This is a genomic window from Seohaeicola saemankumensis, assembly GCF_042678485.1.
Taxonomy (GTDB): Bacteria; Pseudomonadota; Alphaproteobacteria; order Rhodobacterales; family Rhodobacteraceae; genus Seohaeicola; species Seohaeicola saemankumensis.
In genome coordinates, this window is sequence record NZ_JBHTKR010000005.1 from 225,713 (window position 1) to 247,163 (window position 21,451).

General features: G+C 66.5%; 20 protein-coding genes. 8 read left to right on the forward strand and 12 right to left on the reverse strand.

Annotation, left to right across the window (positions count from 1 at the left end; genetic code table 11):
• Position 1 precedes the first annotated feature (1 nt).
• Positions 2-1,045, reverse strand: coding sequence for an MBL fold metallo-hydrolase (locus ACFQ3C_RS13385; protein WP_380792731.1), 1,044 nt, complete (start codon positions 1,043-1,045; stop codon positions 2-4).
• Positions 1,045-2,763, reverse strand: a complete 1,719-nt coding sequence (locus ACFQ3C_RS13390; protein WP_380792734.1) for an acyl-CoA dehydrogenase — start codon at positions 2,761-2,763, stop codon at positions 1,045-1,047. The genes ACFQ3C_RS13385 and ACFQ3C_RS13390 overlap by 1 nt, the downstream gene beginning before the upstream one ends.
• Positions 2,764-2,917: 154 nt before the next feature.
• On the opposite strand from ACFQ3C_RS13390, the gene ACFQ3C_RS13395 reads away from it, so the two are divergent.
• The gene (locus ACFQ3C_RS13395; RefSeq protein ID WP_380792737.1) at positions 2,918-3,862 is read left to right on the forward strand and encodes an L-threonylcarbamoyladenylate synthase; all 945 of its coding nucleotides are present in this window, start codon (positions 2,918-2,920) and stop codon (positions 3,860-3,862) included.
• Positions 3,863-3,926: 64 nt separating this feature from the next.
• Here ACFQ3C_RS13395 and ACFQ3C_RS13400 read toward each other — a convergent pair whose 3' ends face one another.
• Complete coding sequence (locus ACFQ3C_RS13400; RefSeq protein WP_380792739.1) at positions 3,927-4,538, reverse strand: YqgE/AlgH family protein; 612 nt, start codon at positions 4,536-4,538, stop codon at positions 3,927-3,929.
• 229 nt (positions 4,539-4,767) lie between these two features.
• Between ACFQ3C_RS13400 and ACFQ3C_RS13405 the strand changes: the two genes are divergently transcribed.
• A complete protein-coding gene (locus tag ACFQ3C_RS13405; RefSeq protein WP_380792742.1) occupies positions 4,768-5,604 on the forward strand; it encodes a protein-disulfide reductase DsbD domain-containing protein in 837 nt (278 codons plus the stop codon).
• Between the two features lie 118 nt (positions 5,605-5,722).
• Here the strand turns inward: ACFQ3C_RS13405 and ACFQ3C_RS13410 are convergent, their stop codons facing one another.
• From ACFQ3C_RS13410 to ACFQ3C_RS13430, 5 genes are all read right to left on the reverse strand, one after another.
• Positions 5,723-9,121: an efflux RND transporter permease subunit gene (locus ACFQ3C_RS13410; RefSeq protein WP_380792745.1), complete on the reverse strand. Its 3,399-nt coding sequence runs from the start codon at positions 9,119-9,121 to the stop codon at positions 5,723-5,725.
• A gap of 5 nt (positions 9,122-9,126) precedes the next feature.
• Positions 9,127-10,602 carry an efflux RND transporter periplasmic adaptor subunit gene (locus ACFQ3C_RS13415; RefSeq protein ID WP_380792748.1) on the reverse strand — a complete coding sequence of 492 codons (1,476 nt, stop codon included), beginning with the start codon at positions 10,600-10,602 and terminating at the stop codon, positions 9,127-9,129.
• A 121-nt stretch (positions 10,603-10,723) separates the two neighbouring features.
• Positions 10,724-11,266 carry a molybdenum cofactor biosynthesis protein B gene (gene moaB / locus ACFQ3C_RS13420; RefSeq protein ID WP_380792751.1) on the reverse strand — a complete coding sequence of 181 codons (543 nt, stop codon included), beginning with the start codon at positions 11,264-11,266 and terminating at the stop codon, positions 10,724-10,726.
• Positions 11,267-11,269: 3 nt separating this feature from the next.
• Entirely contained in the window at positions 11,270-11,905 is a 636-nt protein-coding gene (locus tag ACFQ3C_RS13425) for a LysE family translocator (protein ID WP_380792754.1), read from the reverse strand.
• Positions 11,902-12,720: a uracil-DNA glycosylase gene (locus ACFQ3C_RS13430; RefSeq protein WP_380792757.1), complete on the reverse strand. Its 819-nt coding sequence runs from the start codon at positions 12,718-12,720 to the stop codon at positions 11,902-11,904. The genes ACFQ3C_RS13425 and ACFQ3C_RS13430 overlap by 4 nt, the downstream gene beginning before the upstream one ends.
• A 105-nt stretch (positions 12,721-12,825) precedes the next feature.
• Here ACFQ3C_RS13430 and ACFQ3C_RS13435 point away from each other — a divergent pair, with 105 nt between their 5' ends.
• Genes ACFQ3C_RS13435 through ACFQ3C_RS13445 form a run of 3 tightly spaced genes read left to right on the forward strand, consistent with a single transcriptional unit; the run spans position 12,826 to position 14,791 of the window.
• Complete coding sequence (locus ACFQ3C_RS13435) at positions 12,826-13,782, forward strand: aspartate carbamoyltransferase catalytic subunit (protein WP_380792760.1); 957 nt, start codon at positions 12,826-12,828, stop codon at positions 13,780-13,782.
• Positions 13,779-14,339 (forward strand): hypothetical protein, encoded by a 561-nt coding sequence (locus tag ACFQ3C_RS13440; protein ID WP_380792763.1) that lies wholly within the window; start codon positions 13,779-13,781, stop codon positions 14,337-14,339. Before ACFQ3C_RS13435 ends, ACFQ3C_RS13440 begins: the two co-directional genes overlap by 4 nt.
• Before the next feature lie 23 nt (positions 14,340-14,362).
• The gene (locus ACFQ3C_RS13445) at positions 14,363-14,791 is read left to right on the forward strand and encodes a hypothetical protein (protein ID WP_380792765.1); all 429 of its coding nucleotides are present in this window, start codon (positions 14,363-14,365) and stop codon (positions 14,789-14,791) included.
• 272 nt (positions 14,792-15,063) lie between these two features.
• Here ACFQ3C_RS13445 and ACFQ3C_RS13450 read toward each other — a convergent pair whose 3' ends face one another.
• Positions 15,064-15,375 (reverse strand): DUF1330 domain-containing protein, encoded by a 312-nt coding sequence (locus ACFQ3C_RS13450; protein ID WP_380792768.1) that lies wholly within the window; start codon positions 15,373-15,375, stop codon positions 15,064-15,066.
• 339 nt (positions 15,376-15,714) lie between these two features.
• Here ACFQ3C_RS13450 and pyrC point away from each other — a divergent pair, with 339 nt between their 5' ends.
• Both pyrC and plsY read left to right on the forward strand, forming a co-directional pair.
• On the forward strand, positions 15,715-16,995 hold the full coding sequence (gene pyrC, locus ACFQ3C_RS13455; RefSeq protein ID WP_380792771.1) for a dihydroorotase: 1,281 nt from the start codon (positions 15,715-15,717) through the stop codon (positions 16,993-16,995).
• On the forward strand, positions 16,995-17,600 hold the full coding sequence (gene plsY, locus ACFQ3C_RS13460; protein WP_380792774.1) for a glycerol-3-phosphate 1-O-acyltransferase PlsY: 606 nt from the start codon (positions 16,995-16,997) through the stop codon (positions 17,598-17,600). Before pyrC ends, plsY begins: the two co-directional genes overlap by 1 nt.
• Positions 17,601-17,702: 102 nt before the next feature.
• On the opposite strand, the gene ACFQ3C_RS13465 is transcribed toward plsY, so the two are convergent.
• The 3 genes from ACFQ3C_RS13465 to ACFQ3C_RS13475 are packed head-to-tail and all read right to left on the reverse strand — an operon-like array spanning position 17,703 to position 20,415.
• Entirely contained in the window at positions 17,703-19,073 is a 1,371-nt protein-coding gene (locus ACFQ3C_RS13465) for a glutamate--cysteine ligase (RefSeq protein ID WP_380792777.1), read from the reverse strand.
• Between the two features lie 53 nt (positions 19,074-19,126).
• Complete coding sequence (locus tag ACFQ3C_RS13470) at positions 19,127-19,654, reverse strand: hypothetical protein (RefSeq protein WP_380792780.1); 528 nt, start codon at positions 19,652-19,654, stop codon at positions 19,127-19,129.
• Positions 19,651-20,415, reverse strand: a complete 765-nt coding sequence (locus ACFQ3C_RS13475; RefSeq protein ID WP_380792783.1) for a 16S rRNA (uracil(1498)-N(3))-methyltransferase — start codon at positions 20,413-20,415, stop codon at positions 19,651-19,653. The genes ACFQ3C_RS13470 and ACFQ3C_RS13475 overlap by 4 nt, the downstream gene beginning before the upstream one ends.
• Positions 20,416-20,427: 12 nt before the next feature.
• On the opposite strand from ACFQ3C_RS13475, the gene ubiA reads away from it, so the two are divergent.
• Positions 20,428-21,399, forward strand: a complete 972-nt coding sequence (gene ubiA / locus ACFQ3C_RS13480) for a 4-hydroxybenzoate octaprenyltransferase (RefSeq protein ID WP_380792786.1) — start codon at positions 20,428-20,430, stop codon at positions 21,397-21,399.
• The last annotated feature ends 52 nt before the right edge of the window (positions 21,400-21,451 follow it).

Here is a 21,451-nt window from a genome sequence, read left to right on the forward strand (position 1 = left end):
CTCAGCGCACCGCCCGCCAGAGCCAGGCCCCCTCCGCGTCCAGTGTCCGCGTCACATGTCCGAGTCTATGCAGATGGTTCAGATGCGCAACTGTCTCGACCAGTGCAAGACCATAGGTTCCCGCATCAATGCGGCGCTTGAACAGCGGCGCAAAGCAGGCGCCCGCCTTGCGCGGCTGGTCCAGATGCGCCAGCAGGCGGCGCAGGCCCCCGTGATGGTTGTCGATCAGCTGACGCATGCGGAACGGCAGGCCCGTGAACGGCAGCTTGTGACCGCCCAGCACCAGATGATCCTCGCGCGCCAGACCTGCCAGGCGTTCGCAGGCTTCCAGCCAGTCCGCCAAGGGGTCCGCCTCGGGTTCGGTCGCATAGACGCCGATGTTCGGGCTGATCGACGGCAGGATCTGATCGCCCGAGATCACCAGGTTGCAATCCCTGCTCCACAGCGTCAGGTGTTCGGGCGCATGGCCCGCGCCGATATGCACGTCCCAGTCGCGCCCCGCCGACCGGATCACATCGCCTTGCTGCACGCGGGTGTAGCCCACCGGCAGGGGATGCGCGATATCGGCAAAGTTGAAGGGGCGTTCGTTGCTGCGCTTTTCGTAGATCTCCGCATCCATCCCCGCCTTGCGCCAGAAGGCCAGGGCCTGCGGGCTGGGCCGCTCCTCGGCATCCAGGATCAGCATCCGCGCCATCAGCCAGGCCGTCCGCGTCGTCCACAGCGCGGCCCCCTGATGCTGCATCAGCCAGCCCGCCATACCCACGTGATCGGGATGATGATGGGTCAGGATCACCCGGCCCACGGGCTTGCCGCCCAGCGCGCCTTGCAGCAGTTCCTCCCACAGGGCGACGGATTTGCGCGAATGCACCCCGGTATCCACGATGGTCCAGTGATCGCCTTCGTCCAGCGCGTAGATGTTCACGTGATCCAGCGCCATGGGCAGCGGCAGACGGATCCAGAACACCCCCGGTGCGACCTCAAGCGCCGCGCCGGTCGCCGGGGCGGCCTCCCAGGGGTAGCGGATGCCGCCGACCGTGCCGTCCATCACGCGCACAACTCTGCGGCAGTCATGGCATAGAGGTCATCCGCCCCCGCCATCGCCTGCACCAGCAGCGCCTGGTGTTCCGGCAAAAGCCGGTTCACGTAGAACCGCGCCAACTTGACACGCGGGCCTTCCCCACCCTCGGCCAGCGCAGCCTTGAGGTGATAATGCGCGCCCAGCACCCGGGCGAAGGCGCGCAGGAACGGCACCGATCCGGCGAAACGGGTTGTCATGTCAGCCTGGGACACCAGCCATTCCACCGCCTCGCGCAGCGATTCGGTGGCTTGCCAGACCTTCTCGGCCATCACGGGATGGATCGCGCGGGCGGTTTCGGCATGGGCCTCGATCTCGTCCAGCAGACGAAAGGCGGCCTCGCCGCCATCCATCATCTTGCGTCCCACCAGGTCCATCGACTGGATGCCGTTGGTGCCCTCGTAGATCGCGGTCACGCGGACATCGCGGCAAAACTGGGCGGCGCCCGTCTCCTCGACAAAGCCCATCCCGCCATGCACCTGCACGCCCATGTCGGCCACGCTGATCCCCACATCCGTGCCGAAAGCCTTGGCGATGGGCGTCAGCAGCGCGGCGCGCGCCTTGCAGTCGGCATCCCCCGTGGCAGTGGTCATGTCGATCGCCACGGCACAGGCCAGCGCGATGGAACGCGCGGCAAATGTATCGGCCTTCATGGTCAGCAGCATACGCCGCACATCGGCATGATCCAGGATCGGGCCGCGCCCTTCACCCACGGGCGTGCGTCCTTGCCGCCGGTCCGCCGCATAGGCCAGCGCATGCTGGGTCGCGGCCTCAGCCACGCCGATCCCCTGGCAGCCCACGCCAAGGCGGGCGTTGTTCATCATCGTGAACATGGCGGCCATGCCGTCATGTTCCTTGCCGATCAGCCAGCCGGTCGCGCCCTCGTACTGCATCACGCAGGTCGGGCTGCCATGCAGGCCCATCTTGTGCTCGAGGCTGACAACCTTGAGGCTGTTGGCCACGCCGGGATTGCCAGTGGCATCCGGGATCAGCTTGGGCACCAGGAAAAGGCTGATCCCCTTGGTGCCAGGCTTGCCATCGGGCAGACGCGCCAGCACCAGATGGCAGACATTGGCGCTGAAATCATTGTCGCCCCAGCTGATGTAGATCTTTTGCCCGGTGATCGCATAGGTCCCATCGCCATTCGGCACGGCCCTGGAGGTCAGCGCGCCCACATCGCTGCCCGCCTGCGGCTCGGTCAGGTTCATCGTGCCGCACCATTCGCCGGTGACCAGCTTCGGCAGGTAAAGCGCCTTGATCGCATCGCTGGCGTGATGCTCCAGCGCTTCGATCTGGCCCTGTGTCATCAAGGGGTTGAGTTGCAGCGACAGGCAGGCGCCGCTCATCATCTCGTTCACCGCCGTGGTCACCGTCATCGGCAACCCCATGCCCCCGAAATCGGGGCTGGCCGCGATCGACACCCAGCCGCCTTCAGCGATGGCGGCATAGGCTTCGGCGAAACCGGGGGTGGTGCGGACCTTGCCATTCTCAAGCCGCGCGGGATGCTGATCGCCGGTGCGCTGCAGGGGCGCCAGCTTGTCCTCGCACAGCTTTCCCGCCTCGGTCAGGATCGCATCGGTCACATCCGCCGTCGCATCGGCGAAACGGTCCGTGGCCGTGACCCGGCCGATATCGGCCACATGGTTGAAGATGAAGCGGAATTCCTCGACGGGGGCGCGGTAGGTCATCGGTCGTCTCCTTCTGGCCGCTGGTCACGCGCCACGGCCCTGCAGCCGAAAGCTTGGCAAAGACGCACGGCACTTGTATGCAACGGTAGTTCCGTAGCGTGAACCTAAGTGCCGCGACCTTCAACCGAAACGCGGCGTCATTGGACAAGACAGCATGACAAGGACAGAACTGCTCCAGCCTGATGCGGCCGGTATCGCCCGCGCCGCCGACCTGCTGGCAGCGGGGGATCTTGTCGCCTTTCCCACCGAAACCGTCTATGGCCTGGGCGCCGATGCGCGCAACAGCCTTGCCGTGGCCCGCATCTTCGAGGCCAAGGGCCGGCCGCGCTTCAACCCGCTGATCGTGCATGTGGCCAGCGCGCAAGCCGCCCGCCGCTATGTCGACTGGACCGAACAGGCCGATACCCTGGCCCGCGCCTTCTGGCCCGGCCCGCTGACCCTTGTGCTGCCGATCCGCGCGGATTCAGGGCTTTCGGACCTGGTGACCGCAGACCTTCCCAGCCTGGCGATCCGCGTGCCCGCACACCCTTTGGCGCAACAATTGCTCTCGGCATTCGGCGGCCCTGTCGCGGCCCCCTCGGCCAATCCGTCCGGCCGGATCAGCCCCACGACAGCAGCCCATGTGATGGCGGGGCTGGACGGGCGCGTCGACGCGGTGCTGGACGGCGGCCCCTGCCCCGTGGGTCTTGAATCAACGATCCTGGGCCTGACGGGCGAACCTACGCTGCTGCGCCACGGCGGCCTGCCCGCCGAACGGATCGAAGCCTGCCTTGGCCAGCCACTCGATCACGACATCACTCCGCGCAAGCTGACCGCGCCGGGACAGATGGAATCGCATTACGCCCCCGACGCGCTGCTGCGCCTCAACGCGACATCCGCCACCGCTGGCGAATTGATGCTGGGTTTCGGCGCGATGGATTGCGATCTGAACCTGTCGCCCTCGGGCTCACTGACCGAAGCGGCGGCCAATCTCTTTCCGCATCTGCATGCGCTGGATGCGCGGGCGGCAGGGCGCATCGCAGTGGCCCCGATCCCCGAAACCGGGCTGGGTCGCGCGATCAATGACAGGTTGCGTCGCGCCGCCGCCCCCCGCCCCTGAGTGGCGCAGCGCCCGTTTCTTCTTGCCCCAAATATCCCCGCGCGGAGCGCATCCGCACGCCGCCTCAGGCGCGCCCGGATGCCGAAGACAGCGCCAGCGCATCCACGCCCAACCGGCGCAACGCCGCATCCCACTTGACTGCATCCGCCGTATCGAACACCAGCTCTGCGGTTGCATCCACGGTCAGCCAGCCATTCTGCGCCAGCTCGGATTCCAGCTGCCCGGGCCCCCATCCCGCATAGCCCAGCGCCACGATGGCGCGCGCCGGTCCATGGCCGGCGCCAATATCCTCCAGCACGTCCAGCGTGGCGGTCATCCCGAAACCGCCCGCCACCTCCAGCGTGGTCACGCGCGAGCGGTAGTCGCCCGAGTGCAGAACGAAGCCACGCGCATGTTCGACAGGACCTCCGAAATGGACAGGCCGGTCGGCAAGGCCTGGCGCAATGCTGACCGACACCTGCTCCAGCAGGCTGCGCAGGCTCAGATCGGCGGCAGGTTTGTTGATGATCAACCCCATCGCCCCATCGGCGGAATGGGCGCACAGAAATACCACGGACCTGGCGAATCGCGGGTCTTCCATCGCGGGCATGGCGATCAGCAGCTTGCCGGTCAGGTCCAGCCTCTCGGCGCCCCCCGGTCTGCTCTTGTCCGCTGATGTCGGATCCGTCTTGCCCATGGTTCGGATATATGTCCCATCCTGCCTGTTGCCAGACTGCATCCCAAATCGGCGGCAGGCAAGCAGGCATCTGCCGCAACCCCAGATGGCCCAGAGCCGCGACGGGACCCGCCAGACAAAGCCGTCCCAAGACGGACCAGCGCCAGATGGGGTCACCGTTGGATCACAACACGGTAAAATCGCCTGAATGTGAGTTGTCCTTGTTCCGGGATTCGCGCATCACCCTTTCATGATACATCTGCTGCCCCCCCTCGCCCTGCGCCTGGCGCTTGCGTTCCTTCTCGCTGCCGGGCTGTCCATGCCAGCGACGGCAGGTAGCGACAGCCCTGGGGACATGGTCCGCATCCAGGTTCTTCCAGGCTGGGTCACCTCCGACGGGCATCACATCGCCGCGCTGCATCTTGCGCTGGCGCCCGGCTGGAAGACCTATTGGCGTGCTCCGGGCGACGCCGGCATTCCCCCCGCGATGGATTTTCACAGCGCCCATAACCTGGCATCGGTCAGCCCGATCTGGCCCACGCCCGCTGTTTTCACCCAGAACGGGATGCAGACCGTCGGCTATGCGGATGAGCTTGTTCTGCCCTTGATGGTCGTGCCGCAGGATGCGACCCAGCCCGCCCGCCTTTCGGGCCGGATACAGATCGGCATCTGCAATACGATCTGCGTACCTGTCGACTTCGACCTGGCGCTGGACCTACCCGCACGGGGCAGCGACGCGCAACAGGCGATGATCAGGGCGGCGCTGGCCGATCAGCCGATCACGGCAGCCCAGGCGGATGTCGGCAAGGTGACATGCGCCCTCAGCCCGATCAGCGACGGCTTGCGCCTTTCGGTCGAGATCGACATGCCCAGCGCCGGCGGGACCGAGACCGTCCTGGTCGAAACCTCCGATCCCCTGGTCTGGGTCGCCGAAACCGAAAGCGCCCGGCAGGGCCGGACCCTGAGCGCGGTCACCGAACTTGTCCATGTGTCAGGCCAGGCCTTCGCGCTGGATCGCTCCGGCCTCAGGATGACGGTTCTGGGGGCCGAACGGGCGGTCGACATTCAGGGCTGCACGGCGAACTGACCGGGCACAGGCAAGACCAGGTACGGGCTGGACCGGATACGGGCCAGATCGGGTTGGACCAGATCGGGTTGGGCCACGCGGGGGATCACGCGGACAGAGGCGGGCGGCTGCGGAATGATCAGGTCGCGCGCGGCTTGTCGTCCGGTCGGCTTGCCTGCCACAGCACGATGGCAGCGAAGACCAGCAACAGCAGCCCCGCAACACCCCCAAGAAACAGCAACAGCGCCGCCATCATCGGCGCCCCCTGCGCCAGCCCCGGCAGAACCCCTGTCAAAGCGGATGGCAAGGCGCCCTGCCAGACCACCATGCCCAGGGTGGCGCCCAACCAGATCAGGCCCAGGGCGGCGGTCAGCCCCAGCGGCAGCGCGATGCGCCGCTGCCGCAGCCCGCGCCGCAACGCCTTGACCTGGCGCGCCACATCCTGCTGGATCGCCATCAGCGCCGGGACCAGCAACAGGACCAGCACCATTCCGAAACCCAGGCCGTAAACCAGCGTGATCACCGTCGGCTTGAGAAATTGCGCCTGCGACGATGTTTCGTACAGCAAGGGCGCAAGACCCAGCACGGTCGTCAATGTCGTCAGCATCACGGCCCGCAGCCGGTCCGCCGCCCCGTCGATGATCGCCGGGGTCAACCCGCGTTCCCGTGCCTTTTCGTCGATGGTCGTGACCAGCACGATGGAATCGTTGATGATGATCCCGGTCATGCCCAGCAGCCCCACGATGGTGAACATCGACATCGGCACATCCCACAGCGCATGCCCCCAGATCGTGCCGACAAGCCCGAAAGGAATGACGGCCATCACCACAACGGGCCGTGTCCAGCTGGCGAAGATCCAGGCCAGCACAAGATAGATCCCCGTCAGGCACAGGATCAGCCCCGTGCGCGCATCGGACAGGAACGCATCCTCCTGTTCCGACAGCCCCGCCAGACGGTATTCAAGCTGCATCTCGGACGCGATGCGCGGCAGAATATCATCCTGCAGCGCCTGCATCACGGCGGCGGCACGGGCCGGATCATCCTCGGATATGTCGCCCGTCACGGTGATCACCCGCAGGCCATTCTCGCGCCGCACGGTCGAAAACCCGTCCCGCGCGGCGACGCTGACGATATCGGCCAGCGGCACATAGGCACCCGAGGGCGCGCGCAGCAACATCCGCTCCATGAAATCGCCCGTCAGCTCATCCCTGGGCAGTTCCACCCGGATCGCCGCGCTGCGTGGCCCTTCGGGATAGGTCGCGGCCTCAAGCCCGTTCAGCCGGTGCCGCAGCACCCGGCCCAGATCGTCGATGGCAAAGCCCATGGCCTGCCCCTGCGGCGTCAGTTCAAGGATCAGCTCTTCCTTGTCATAGGCCAGCGTATCCTCGACCGCCGACACTTCGGGGAAACGCGCCAACTCGGTCTTGAGCGCCTCGCTCGCCGTCTTCAACCCCTCTGCGGTCGCGCCGTAGAACTGCACGTTCAGCGCCTCACCCGCCGGGCCGGACCGCCAGCCCCGGAAACTGACGGTTTCGGCCAGCGGATGCATCTGCACCGCCTCCTGCAGATCGGCCACGAAGGCGAAGGACGAATAGGGCCGCAGATCGGGGTCGATCATCTCGATCGACAGCCCGCCCAGCAGATCGGCCTCGGTATCCTCGGCGCCGGGCAGGGACCGGCCCGAGTTGCCACCGATTTCCGCAATCATATAGGCGATGGGATTGCGGCCGTGTTCAGCCTCGTATCTTGCGGCAACCGCACCGGCGGCGCGCTGCATTTCCTGCATCATGGCCAGCGTGTCGCTGCGGCTGGCCCCCGGCAGCATCGCGAAATTACCCGTCACGCTGCCCTGTTCGGGCGAGTTGAAAAAGCGCCAGGGCACGTCGCCCCGCACCAGCGACGCCACCTGTACCGCCAGCAACAGGATCATCCCCGCCAGCACCGGATACCGCGCCCTGACCACCAGGCCCATCAGCGGCCGGAAGCCCCGGTCGCGCAGCCAGTTGAAACCCCGGTTCACGGCGCGGCTGGGCAGGTCGTACCAGTGATCCCTGACCGCATGGGCCAAGGCATGGGCCATGTGGTTCGGCAGGATCAGAAAACACTCCACCAAGGATGCCGCCAGCACGGCGATCACGGTAAAGGGAATGTCCGCGATCAGGCTGCCCATCCGCCCGCCGATGACCACCAGCCCGAAAAAGGCAATGACCGTGGTCAGCATCGCGGCAAAGACCGGCATTGCCATGCGCCGCGCGGCGTTCTCGGCGGCCACGACGGGCGACTCGCCCATCCGGTAGCGCGCATCGGCATGTTCGCCGACCACAATGGCGTCATCCACCACCAGCCCCAGCGTGATGATCAGCCCGAACAGGCTGATCATGTTCAGCGTCAGCCCGAAGGCATACATCAGCGCGATCGCCGCCAGCATCGCCACCGGAATGCCCGCCGCCACCCAGAAGGCAGTGCGCGCATTCAGGAACAGAAACAGCAAGCCCACGACCAGAGCCAGCCCCGTCAGCCCGTTGGTGATCAGCAGGTCCAGACGCCCGGTGATCTGTTCGGCGCGGGTGCGGATCAGATCGACCGTCACGTCCGCGGGCAAGGTGGCCTGCAACTGTGCCGCCACCTGCTCGACCAGCGCCTGCGCGCGGATCGCATCGCCACTGGCAGAGCGGTCCACCCGGATCGTCATGGCCGGGTTGTCGCCCACGAAATAACCACGCTCCCGGTCCACGCCCAGCTTTTCGATCCGCGCCACATCCGACAGGCGCAAGACGGATCCATCCGCGTTCGAGCGCAGCACGAGCTGCGCGATCTGGTCGGGCGCGGTGCGCCCCGACCCGGTGCGAACCCGAGCATTCGCGCCGGTCACGTCACCGGCAGGATCGGCCGTCACCTCGGCCGCGATGACGGCCGCGATTTCGGCGATGGAGATGTCATGCGCCATCAACTTGACCGAGGCGACCTCGACCAGCGTTTCAGGCGCCGCCACCCCGCGCACCGTGGTCCGCGTGATGCCTTCCGCGAAAAGCCGCGTCACCATCTCGTCCGCGAAGCGCGCCAACTGGTCCACCCCGACCGGGCCGGTGATCACCACATCGGTCACGCGGTCACGCCAGATGCCACGCTGGACCTGCGGCTCCTCGGCCTCGTCGGGCAGGGTCGTGACCTGGTCGACCGCCGCCAGCACATCCTCGGCCGCGCGCCCCATGTCCCAACCCGGCTCGAACTCCAGCCGGATCGACGCGCGCCCCTCACGACTGGAGGAGGAGGAAGACGCCACCCCTTCCACCGACAGAAGCGCCGGTTCCATCACCTGCACGATGGCATTGTCCACATCCTCGGCCCCGGCACCCTGCCAGGCCACGCTGACGGTCACGTCATCGACAACCACATCGGGAAAGAACTGCGCCCGCATGTTGGGCGCCGCCGCCAGCCCGGCCACGACCATCAGGACCAAGAGAAGGTTCGCGGCGGTTCTGTGCCGCGTGAAATAGGACAGGATGCCACTGGCGACGGGGGGGATGCCGCGCACCATCGCGCTCAGCCCCCGATCCGCTGTTCAAGCCGCTGCACCACGGCGGCGGGCACGCGATCGGCCTGCAACTGGGCGAGCAGGCGGCTACGCATCTCGGCGGGCATACGGGTATTGCCTTCGACAAAGGCCACCAGCCGGGCGCGGCGCTCGGCTGTCAGTTCCAGCAGTTCGGGCGCGGCAGGGGCGGCCAGCGCCTGATCGTCCGGCGCATCGGTCGCGCGCAGCGGGCGCACGCCGATCCCGGCCCCCAGCAACGGGGTGCGCCGGGTCACGATCTCGCGCCCCTCAAGACCCGCGGCCGCAACCAGGATGTCATTGCCCTGCCGCCGCAGCAGGGTGACGGGCAACACCTCAAGCCGGTCGCCTTCGCCCAGCGCCAGCACCGTGCCCGCGCTGTCCATCGCCGATCCCGGCAGGCGCACCACATCCGAAAGGGCAGGTTCGTCCACCTCGACCGTGACGAAATCACCGGGCTTCAAACCGCCCGGATCATCCAGCGCGGCATAGATCAGGCGGCCCGACTGCCCTTCGGCCACCGTCGCATTGTCACGGGTCAGGCGGCCCCTGCTCAGCAAATCCATCCCGAAAGCCTCAAGACGCACCCGCACCGGCAGATCGGCCAGACGCCCCTGCGGATCCAGCAGCCGGCCATGCTGCGCGGTCGACACACGGAACGCCACGTCCAGGCTGTCGGGGTCGATCAGCTGACCCAGCTGTTCATTGGCCGACACCAGCCCCCCCTCGACAAGGCTGACACCCGTCAGAACACCGGAAAACCGGGCGCGGATCACCGTATCTTCCAGCCGCCGCTCTGCCTCGGCCAGGGTGATGGCGGCGCGCTCTTGCCGGGTCTCGGACTGGGCCAGCCGCGCCTCGGCCTGCGCGATCGCCTGCCGTCGGGCCAGAACCGCCTGACGCGCCGCACTTGCGGCCAGTTCGGCGGTTTCCACAGCCGCGTCCGAGCCGATGCCGCGCGCCGCGATATCACGCTGCCGCAGGGCGGCGCGTTCGCGCAGGGCGGTCTGGTCCTCGGCCGCCAGCAACTCGGCCCGCGCAAGATCCAGCGCCACGGCGGCATCGCGCGCCTCGGCGGCGGCGTCGCGCGCATCGGCCTGGGCACGCGCCAGGGTATCCTGGGCGGCGGCAGGATCTATCCGCACCAGAACCTGGCCTTCGGTCACGCTGCCACCTTCGACGAACTCCGGCGCGATTTCCTGCACCGTGCCGCCTGTCGCCGCGCGGATCTCCAGCGTGCGGCGGCTTTGCACCTGGCCATAGGCGGTCAGCACCGGGATCACATCCGCCGCTTCCGCCGTCGTCACGTTCACCGAAAACAGCCGCTCGCGCGCCTCGGGCATCCGGGCGTCGCGCGACATGCGGTCCTGCACGGCGTCGCGCAGGGTCTGTCCCGCCATGACCAGAAGGGCCAGCGTCAGGAAGATCAGGAAAAGGCCGCTCAGGCCCCGGCGCAGAAACCGCATCGTCTTTCGATCCTTGCAATCAGGGGCCAAGCCCCGGCCGCATAGCCTAGCGGGATCGTGGCGCTTGCCAAGCCACAAGCCCGTGACGCCACACCTTGCACGTCTGATACGCCACAGCGCGCTATTTCCGTCGCTTGTGTTCTTCCAGCCGTGGAAAAATCTCGACGAAGTTGCAGGGACGGTGCCTGTAATCCAGTTGCAGCGCCAATATCTCGTCCCAGGCATCGCGGCAGGCGCCGGGGCTTCCGGGCAGCGCGAAGAGGTAGGTGCCCCCCGCCACGCCGGCCGTCGCACGGCTTTGCACGGCGCTGGTTCCGATCTTCTTCATCGACACGATGGTAAAGACCGTGCCGAAGGCGTCGATCTCTTTTTCATAGACATCGCGATGCGCCTCGACCGTCACATCACGCCCGGTCAGGCCGGTGCCACCCGTGGAAATGATCACGTCTATTGCAGGATCGGCGATCCATTCACGTAATTGTTGCGCGATTTTGGCGCGTTCATCGCGGATAATTGTGCGCGCGGCCAGGATATGCCCGGCGGCGGTCAGCCGCTCGACCAGCGTGTCGCCCGAACGGTCATCCGCAGCCTCGCGCGTGTCCGACACGGTCAGAACCGCGATCCGCACCGGCACGAATTCCTTGCTCTCGTCAATACGGGACATGGGTCATCCTTTCTGCATCAAGGCCAGCCGAAGGGCGAGGCCGGTGAAGATCCCGGCGCTGATCCACCCCAGCATCCGGGCCAGCCGAGGGTTACCCGCCAGACGCCCCGCCGCCCCTGCGGCAAAGACGCCCACCGCGCCATTGATGATGAAACCGCCCAGCGACAGCACCGCGCCATAGATCAGGAATTGCGCCAGCACCGCGCCGCGCGCGGGATCCACGAATTGCGGCACGAAGGCCAGCACGAACAGGATCACCTTGGGATTGGTCAGGTTCACCACCAGCCCCTGGCCAAAGGCACGGAACGCCACGCGGGGGCGGACCTGACGCGCATCCGCCATGCGGATCGGGCCCGCGCGCAGCGCCTGCACCGCCAGCGTCAGCAGATAGGCCACACCGATCCAGCGGATCACGTCCAGCGCCCCCGGCATGGCGGCGATCAGCGCGCTCAGGCCCAGACCCGCAATCGCCGCATGGCACAGCCCGCCCAGCGCGATCCCACCGCTGGCCGCAATCGCGGCACGTGGCCCAGCCCGCAGCCCTTGGCCCAGACAGAACATCATGTCGGCCCCCGGCGTCAGGTTCAGCGCCAGTGCGGCCGGCAGAAAGGCCAGCAACACCCAGGGATCGACGATCATTGCGCGCCCCGCAGCCGGCTTTGGATCGCCAGCAGATCGGCCCAGGCCTCGCGCTTGGCGGCAGGGTTACGCAGCAGATAGGCCGGATGGGTCATCGGCATCACGGGCAGGCCCGCGGCCTCGGCCCAGGTGCCGCGCAGGCGCAGGATACCCTTGCGATGCAACAGCGCGTCACAGGCATGGTTCCCCATCAGGATCAGGATCTCGGGCCGCGCCAGGGCGATATGCCGCTCAAGGAAGGGGCGCATCATGGCGATCTCACCCGCTTCGGGGTCACGGTTCTGCGGCGGACGCCAGGGCAGGACATTGGTGATGTAAACGGCCTGCGCCTGCGCCGCATCGCGCGCAAGCCCGATCGCCGCCAGCATCCGGTCCAGCAACTGCCCGGCCGGCCCCACGAAAGGCCGCCCTTCCAGATCCTCCTCGCGCCCAGGCGCCTCGCCCACGATCATCACGCGCGCGCCCGGCACCCCATCGGCAAACACGAAATTGCGCGCCCCGCGTTTCAGGTCGCATAGCGCAAACCCTTCCATCGCGGCACGCAGGGCGGGCAGGTCAGCGGCCGCATCGGCCGCGCGTCGCGCCTCGGCGACGGGATCGACCTGCGCCATCGGCACAACCCTTGCCGCCTGCGGCATGCGCGGCGCCTCGGGCGCGGCCACAGCGGCAGCGGCCACCTTGCGCGCCGAAACCGGCGCCGCATCCGGCAACTCATAGCGGTTCACAGGGCTGTCCTGGATGCACTCATCCGCGCCCAGCGCGATATGCCAGTCCAGAAGCGCCCTTGCGCTGCGATGATCCAGTCCCGATTCCATGCCGTCACTCTATCCCGCCGGATGGGGCAGCGAAAGCATGCCACGCATCCTTGCCCGATCCGCGCGGTCTTTCTATAAGCAGGCCATGAACCCAAGGAGTCCCGCATGAGTTTCGCCCAAAGACATCTGCTGGGGATCGAACCGCTGGCCCCGCTGGAAATCACCACCCTTCTGGATCTGGCCGATCAATATGTCGCCCTGAACCGGCGCGAGGTGAAACATGGCGACGTTCTGGCAGGTCTGACCCAGATCAACATGTTCTTCGAGGCGTCGACCCGCACCCAGGCCAGTTTCGAACTGGCCGGCAAGCGGCTGGGCGCGGATGTGATGAACATGTCGATGCAGGCGTCTTCCATCAAGAAGGGCGAGACGCTGATCGACACGGCGATGACCCTGAACGCGATGCACCCCGATCTCCTGGTCGTGCGCCATCCCCATTCCGGGGCGGTCGATCTGCTGGCCCAGAAGGTGAACTGCGCCGTGCTGAACGCGGGCGACGGGCGGCACGAACATCCCACCCAGGCCCTGCTGGACGCGCTGACGATCCGCCGCGCCAAGGGGCGCCTGCACCGGCTGAACATCGCGATCTGCGGCGACATCGCCCACAGCCGCGTGGCGCGCAGCAACATCCTTCTGCTTGGCAAGATGGAGAACCGCATCCGCCTGATCGGACCGCCCACCCTGATGCCGGCGGGCATCGCCGATTTCGGGGTCGAGGTCTATGACGACATGCGCGCCGGGCTTCAGGATGTGGACGTGGTGATGATGCTGCGGCTGCAGAAGGAACGCATGGATGGCGGCTTCATCCCCTCCGAGCGCGAATATTACCACCGTTTCGGCCTCGATGCCGAAAAGCTGACCTATGCGAAACCCGATGCGATCGTGATGCACCCCGGCCCGATGAACCGCGGGGTCGAGATTGATGGCACCCTGGCCGATGACATCAACCGCTCGGTCATCCAGGAACAGGTGGAAATGGGCGTGGCCGTCCGCATGGCCGCGATGGACCTGCTGGCGCGCAACCTGCGCGCCGCGCGCAGCACACGCGGTGTGATGGTATGACCGGTCCGTTGCATGTCCGCGCCGAAGAATTCGGCACCGTGCGCCTGTTCGGCCTGCGCGGCACCGAGGCCGAGATCGCCCGGATGACGGCGCGCCACCAGGATGCCGAAGGCCAGGTGCACTGGCCGCTGCTGGCCGAATTGGGCGTCGATCACCTGGACGAGACCCATGTCGAAATCTTCGACGTGGCACAACTGGGCGACATCGGGCTGACCGGCTACATGGAAGAGGGGCTTGGCATCCCCCCGGCGCAGATCGCGCCGCAGCGTGCCCTGCTGGAGAACGAGGGCGGGCAGGTTCTGATCCTGCTGGCCGGCGCATTCGGCGGCAAGCCGGCGGATCTGAAACACTCTGACAAGCTGAGCTTTCTGGGCCTGTTCACCGAGGATCGGCCACCCGTGATCTTCGACCCCCTGCCTACGGGCGGTGCCAAAGGCGCGCCGCTGACGGGCGGGCGCAAGCCGGTCTCGGATGCGGCCATGTCGGGCCGGATCGCGATGGTCGCCCTGCTGGTGCTCTTTGTGCTGACCGGGCTTGTGATCTGGATGTCCGGGTGATGGAAACCGGGCATATCCACGCGATGACCCCCACGACCCCGCTGGCCACGGGCGAGACCGTGCAGCACAGTTTCAGCCCCGACCGCGCGACCTATTGGCGCGATCATGCATGGATGGCCGCCGCCGCGATGGCCATTGGCATGGCGATCCTGTGGGTCATCGGCAACCCCCATGTCTGGACCGGCGCAGTTGGCGGGCTGGCGGCGGTGGCGGTGCGTGCGATCTACATCGCCTCCGACGAACTGGCCGCCCGCTGGGACCTGACCGACAGCCGCCTGCTCGGCCCCGGCAGCCGCGCGGTGCCGCTGGCCCGGATCAAGACACTGAACAAACTCGGCTCGGCGGTGCAGATCGTGACCCATGGCGGCGACAAGCACCTGATCAAGTATCAGGCCGATAGCACTGCCACCCGCGCGCGCATCGAACGCGCGATGACCGGGGCCAAAGGCTGAGTGGGCGGGACACACGCCCGGTCGCAACAGGCCCGTCTGGCTTTTCACCATCACAATGCGCGCTCTGGAAGGGCCGCGACTTTCAGGAAAACAGGCCATAGTGGCACTTTTACTTGCGGCAATAGTGTTGTCTGCCGTGCAGATCCTTGGCGCGTTGGCCGGTCTGAAACGCCCCTTTGCGTCTGGGGCATCGCCACCTTTATCGCAGGCGTCGGGGCGGTGTTCAGCTTTGCGGGGTGAACGCGTCTTGGCTATGTGAAGGTAACGGCCTTTCAGGCCTTTTGACCGGTGGGGCTTGTATCCATGGCCACAAGTGTCGATGTCGCCGATGCAAAGCGAAGTTCTCTCACCGACGCATAGTCGGCACTGTGATACCAGGCTTTCAAAGCCGCCATGTCCGGAAACTCGATGATGACCAAGCGGTCAGGTTCCCATCTTCCGCTTGTTTCCAGAACCTCCAACTCCGGACCCCGCGCAAGAAAACGACCGCCGAACTTTTCGATCGTTGGAACGACGGCGCGCTTGTAATCGTCGAACACCGCGGAATTCGTGATCGTTTCGTCTACGACAAGCAATGCGGTCATGGGGATATCCTATCTGACAGGCTGGCAATCCATAGGGTAGCCATCACAGGTTCGACCTGACAACCGGAAACGCGCTTGGGGCGCGAAACCGGCTTTGGCCACAGGATGCATGACGCTCCGACTGGGACCCTGCCATTGCCATTCCAGCCGCCCGTCACACCCGCCAAACCCCGCGAAACCGCCAGGATTTCCCAAAAAAGCGCCGCCAACCCATTGTAATCGTTCTGTTCTGCAAGTGTCCCACGATGGAACATCGCCAATCTGCGGCCCCTTTATCCCGCTGGACCGGACGGGCCGTGCAGGGTAAGACAGCGCTGATGTTACAGACCGGGGGGCCGCATGACAGGCACACTTCTGACCAATGTCCGCCTGATCGACCCCGAAGCCGGGACAGTCTCGCCGGGATCGCTGCTGATCGTTGACGGGCGGATCGCCGCCATGGGCGCCGAAGTCGCCGTGCCCGAAGGGGCGCAGGTCATTGACGGTCGCGGCGCCTGCCTGGCGCCCGGCATCATCGATATAGGCGTGAAAGTCTGCGAACCGGGCGAACGGCACAAGGAATCGTTCCGCTCGGCCGGCCTTGCCGCGGCGGCAGGCGGTGTGACCACCATGGTCACGCGGCCCGACACGACCCCGGCCATTGACAGCCCAGAGACGCTGGAATTCGTCACGCGCCGCGCGAACGAAGCCGCGCCCGTCCGCGTCCTGCCCATGGCCGCCCTGACCAAGGGCCGCGAAGGCCGCGAGATGACCGAGATCGGGTTCCTGATGGATGCAGGCGCCGTGGCCTTTACCGATTGCGATCACGTGGTACGCAACACCAAGGTTCTGTCGCGCGCGCTGACCTATGCGCGCAGCCTTGGCGCGCTGGTGATCGGACATCCCCAGGACCCCGGCCTGTCGGAAGGGGCCTGCGCGACCAGCGGCAAATTCGCCAGCCTGCGGGGTCTGCCTGCGGTGTCGCCCATGGCCGAGCGCATGGGGCTGGATCGCGACATCGCCCTGCTGGAGATGACCGGCGCGCGCTATCACGCCGACCAGATCACCACCGCCCGCGCCCTGCCCGCCCTGATGCGCGCCAAGCGCAACGGGCTGGACATCACCGCGGGCACGTCGATCCACCATCTGACGCTGAACGAGCTGGACCTGGCGAACTATCGCACCTTCTTCAAGGTCAAGCCGCCCCTGCGCGCCGAGGATGACCGGCTGGCCGTGATCGAGGCCCTGCGCGACGGTCTGATCGATACGATCAGCTCCATGCACACCCCCCAGGACGAGGAAAGCAAGCGCCTTCCCTTCGAGGAGGCCGCATCAGGCGCGGTAGGTCTTGAAACCCTGCTGCCCGCCGCACTGCGGCTGCACCATTCAGGCGAGCTGACGCTGGCGCAGCTGTTCCGGGCCCTGTCCCTGAACCCTGCCAAAAGGCTGGGCATGCCGCAGGGGCGGATGGCTGTGGGCGCACCTGCCGACCTGGTGCTGTTCGACCCTGATGCGCCTTTCGTGCTTGACCGGTTCACCCTGCGTTCGAAATCAAAAAACACGCCATTCGACGGGGCGCGGTTGCAAGGCAAGGTGCGCGCGACCTATGTCCATGGCACCTGCGTCTTCGGAGACCTGTGATGCCTTTGATCGAAACATCCCCGACGCTTCTGATCCTGTGGGCCGTGATCGGCTACCTGCTGGGGTCCATCCCTTTCGGCATGGTGCTGACCCGCGCCATGGGGCTTGGCAATCTGCGCGACATCGGTTCGGGCAATATCGGCGCGACCAACGTGCTGCGGACCGGCAGCAAGAAAGCGGCCGCGCTGACCCTTTTGCTGGACGGTGGCAAGGGCGCTGTCGCGGTTCTGCTGGCGCGGGCGATGGCGGGGGAAGATGCCGCTCAGATTGCGGGTCTGACGGCGATGCTGGGCCATTGCTACCCGGTCTGGCTGCGCTTCAGGGGGGGCAAGGGGGTTGCGACCTATATCGGGCTGGTGCTGGCACTGGCCTGGCCCGTGGGCCTGGCCGTCTGCGCCACATGGCTTGCCGTTGCCGCCATCGGTCGCACCTCGTCGCTGGCGGCGCTGGTCGCTGCCGCGCTGTCAACCTTCTGGATGGTGCTGCTGGGTGAGGGTCAGGCGCTTGTCATGGGCGCGATTCTGACGCTGCTGATCTTCTGGCGGCACCGTGACAACATCACGCGTTTGCGCGCAGGCACCGAGACCAGGATCGGACAGAAATAGACGCACAGGTCAGGATGGGGGGCTGTCTGCCCCCCACGTCCCTGCGGGACGCCCCCCGAGGATATTTCACGCAAGCAGAAACAGGGGCGCCAGCCGCGCCTGTCAGTAGCTGTATTCGGCGTAGATCCGGGACAGGTCTCCGTGCCATTCACCGTGATACTTTTCCAGCAGCTCGTCGGCAGGCGTCTTGCCGGTCTCGATGCTGTCCTTGAGCGCATTGAGGAAATGGGTCTCGTCCGGCACAAGACCCCCGGCGCCGGCGCGCGCACGCGCCTTCAGCCCCGCCTCTGACAGGGCCAGAACCTCGCGCGCCAGATCATGCATCCTGATGTCGCCAACCCGCGCCTGCAGCCCGTCCACGCTGGCCGCGACACGCAGGCCTTCGCGGGTTTCGGCATCCCAGCCCCTGGCGAGATCCCAGGCGGCATCCAGCGCCGATTGATCATACATCAACCCGACCCAGAATGCGGGAAGCGCGCAAAGTCTGCGCCAGGGCCCGCCATCGGCGCCGCGCATTTCCATGTATTTCTTGATCCGCGCCTCTGGGAAGGCAGTGGTCAGGTGATCGGCCCAATCGCTCAGCGTCGGCGTCTCGCCCGGGAGGGCCGGCAGTTTACCCGCCATGAAGTCGCGGAAGGACATGCCCAGCGCATCAATGTACTTGCCGTCGCGATAGACGAAATACATCGGCACATCGAGCGCGTATTCGGCATAGCGTTCAAAGCCGAAACCATCCTCGAAGACGAAGGGCAACATGCCCGTACGGGACGCATCCAGATCGCGCCAGATCCGGCTGCGCCAGCTTTTGTGACCGTTCGGCTTGCCTTCGAAGAAGGGCGAGTTGGCAAAAAGCGCGGTGGCCACGGGTTGCAGCGCGATTGCGACGCGCAGCTTCTTGACCATATCCGGTTCCGAGGCGAAATCGAGGTTCACCTGCACGGTGCAGGTCCGGTACATCATGGATTTGCCCATGGTGCCGACCCGGTCCATGTAGGAGGTCATCAGCTTGTAACGCCCCTTGGGCATCTGCGGCATCTGGTCGTGGGTCCAGACCGGCGCGGCGCCCAGGCCGATGAAGCCCACGCCAACCTTGTCGGCCACATCCTTGACCTCGCGCAGGTGCTGGTTCACCTCGTCGCAGGTCTCGTGGATGGTCTCGAGTGCGGCGCCCGACAGCTCCAGCTGGCCGCCCGGCTCGAGGCTGACATTCGCGCCATCCTTCACCAGGCCGATCAGCTTGCCCGCCTCTTCGACCGGCGCCCAGCCATGGGCGTCACGCAACCCCTCGAGCACGGCACGCACCGAGCGCGGCCCCTCGTAGGGGATGGGCAGCAGGCTGTCCTTGCAGTAGCCGAATTTTTCATGCTCGGTCCCGATACGCCAGTCTTGCTTGGGCTTGCAGCCCGACGCCAGGTATTCGGCCAGTTGGGAATGGTGTTCGATCGGCCCGCCGCCGGACTGAGGGATGGACATGCTGGGCTCTCCGAATTCTCTTGCGCGTGTGTTCAGTGGGCAGGAGTGCCGCGTCAGCGCGGCGGTGTCAATCGCGCAAGCGGCGCATCGCGCTGCCAGATCACGACGATGTGCGCCCCATGCGGGTGCATCTGCGTCAAAAGCCGTTCGGTGTTCAGGCCAGGCAGAGCGGCGAAGACATCGAAAAGCGCACCGGCATTCTGGGCGGTCAGAGGGATCTCCAGCAGCGGTTGACCGGGCTGATGCAAACGCCAATGGGCGGGCTTTGCGCCATGGTCGATCTCGAGCCGCGCCAGTTCCGACAAGGCCACCACGCCCCCGGTTAGGGGTCCGAAATAGGCCACCTGACCTTCTGTGATGCTGACCACGCCCGGCCCGTCCTGACCGGTCGCAAACCGTATCCGTTGCAGCCCCGTGAACGCCAGCGCCCCCCCTGCCGCCAGCACCACCCAGCCGATCCAGCCAAGCACGCCATAGCTGGTGAATATCCACCACAGGCCGATCGCCGCGACGGCGCCGCCGCCAAGCACGCCGCGCCAGCGGCGCAGCAGGGCTGTCGCCTCGGGGCGCAGGAAGCTCATGCCGTTTGGTCCCAGTCGCCCAGCCGCATCTGCCACAGTGTCAGCGCCGCGACCGCTGCGGTATCGGCGCGCAGGATGCGGGGGCCAAGGCTGACCGGATGGGCAAAGGGCAGGCTGTGCAGCCGCGCACGTTCGGACGGGGAAAATCCCCCCTCCGGACCGATCAGGATCGCCCAGGGTTGCGGAAGCTGGCCGGATGCGCGGCAAGGCAGGGGCGCGGAAGGCGCCGTGGCCGCGCCACCATCGGCGAACCCTTCGTCGCAGAACATCAGCTGCCGGCCTTCGGGCCAGCCCGCCAGCAGACGGTCCAGCCTGACAAGATCCGCCACTTCAGGCACGAAAGTGCCGCCGCATTGCTCTGCCGCCTCGACGGCATGGGCTTGCAGCCGGTCCTGCCGGATACGTTCGGCATTGGTGAAATCGGTCTGCACCGGCACGATCCGGGCCGCGCCCATCTCGGCCGCCTTTTCCACGATGAAATCGGTGCGCGCCTTCTTGATCGGCGCGAACAGCAGCCACAGGTCGGGCGGCATCCGCAGCTGACGCGTCTGCGCCTCGCAGTGCAACAGGCCGCCGCGCTTGCCCGCCTCGGCCACGCGGGCCAGCCATTCGCCGTCGCGCCCGTTGAACAACAGCACCCCGGCCCCTTCCGACAGCCGCATGACCCCGAAAAGGTAATGCGCCTTGTCACGGTCCAGAGGAACGGTTTGCCCCGCACCCAGCGGTTGGTCTACATAGAGGCGGATTTTCGCATCATTCATGAGGCAGACAATATGACCGCGCCGGACCAGACGCCAGAGGCCAAAGGACAGGTTGCCGATGCCGTGCGCGGCAATTGGGTGGATCGGCTGGCGCCCGCAGCCACGCGCCCCTATCTGCGGCTGAGCCGGGCAGACCGGCCGATCGGGACCTGGCTGCTGCTGCTGCCTTGCTGGTGGGGGCTGACGCTGGCCATCCTGCACGATGGACAGGCGCGGCTGTTTGATCTGTGGATCTTCGCGGGTTGTGCGCTGGGGGCATTCCTGATGCGCGGCGCGGGTTGCACCTGGAACGACATCACCGATCGCGAGTTCGACGCGGCGGTGGCGCGCACCCGGTCGCGGCCGATCCCGTCGGGGCAGGTCACGGCAAAACAGGCGGCCGGATGGATGATCGCGCAGGCGCTGATTGCCTTTTGCATCCTGCTGACCTTCAACACCGCCGCGATCGTGCTGGGAATCATCGCCCTGGCTCCGGTGGCGGTCTATCCTTTCGCCAAACGCTTCACCTGGTGGCCGCAGGTCTTTCTGGGGCTGGCCTTCAACTGGGGCGCGCTGCTGGCCTGGACGGCCCATACCGGCAGCCTGGGCTGGCCCGCGGTGATCCTTTATGTCGCCGGGATCGCCTGGACGCTGTTCTACGACACGATCTATGCACATCAGGACACCGAGGATGACGCCCTGATCGGCGTCAAATCCACCGCGCGGCTTTTCGGCAATGACAGCCCCGGCTGGCTGACGGGTTTCATGTATGGCACGACCGCCCTGATGGTGATTGCCGTTCTTGCGGCGACCCGTGCGGCGGGGGCGGATATCGCCCCCACTCTCGTGGCGCTGGGTGGCCCGCTGGCGATGCTGTTGCACATGCGCTGGCAACTGGCGCGCTTTGCGCCGGATGACATGGGCGGGCTGTTGCGACTGTTCCGGTCGAACCGGGATGCGGGCCTGCTGCCTGTGCTGTTTTTCGCCTGTGCGGCGCTGGTGTGATTGCACCCGGACCATCGGCACCCTAAGACAGAGACATCAAGAACCACGCATC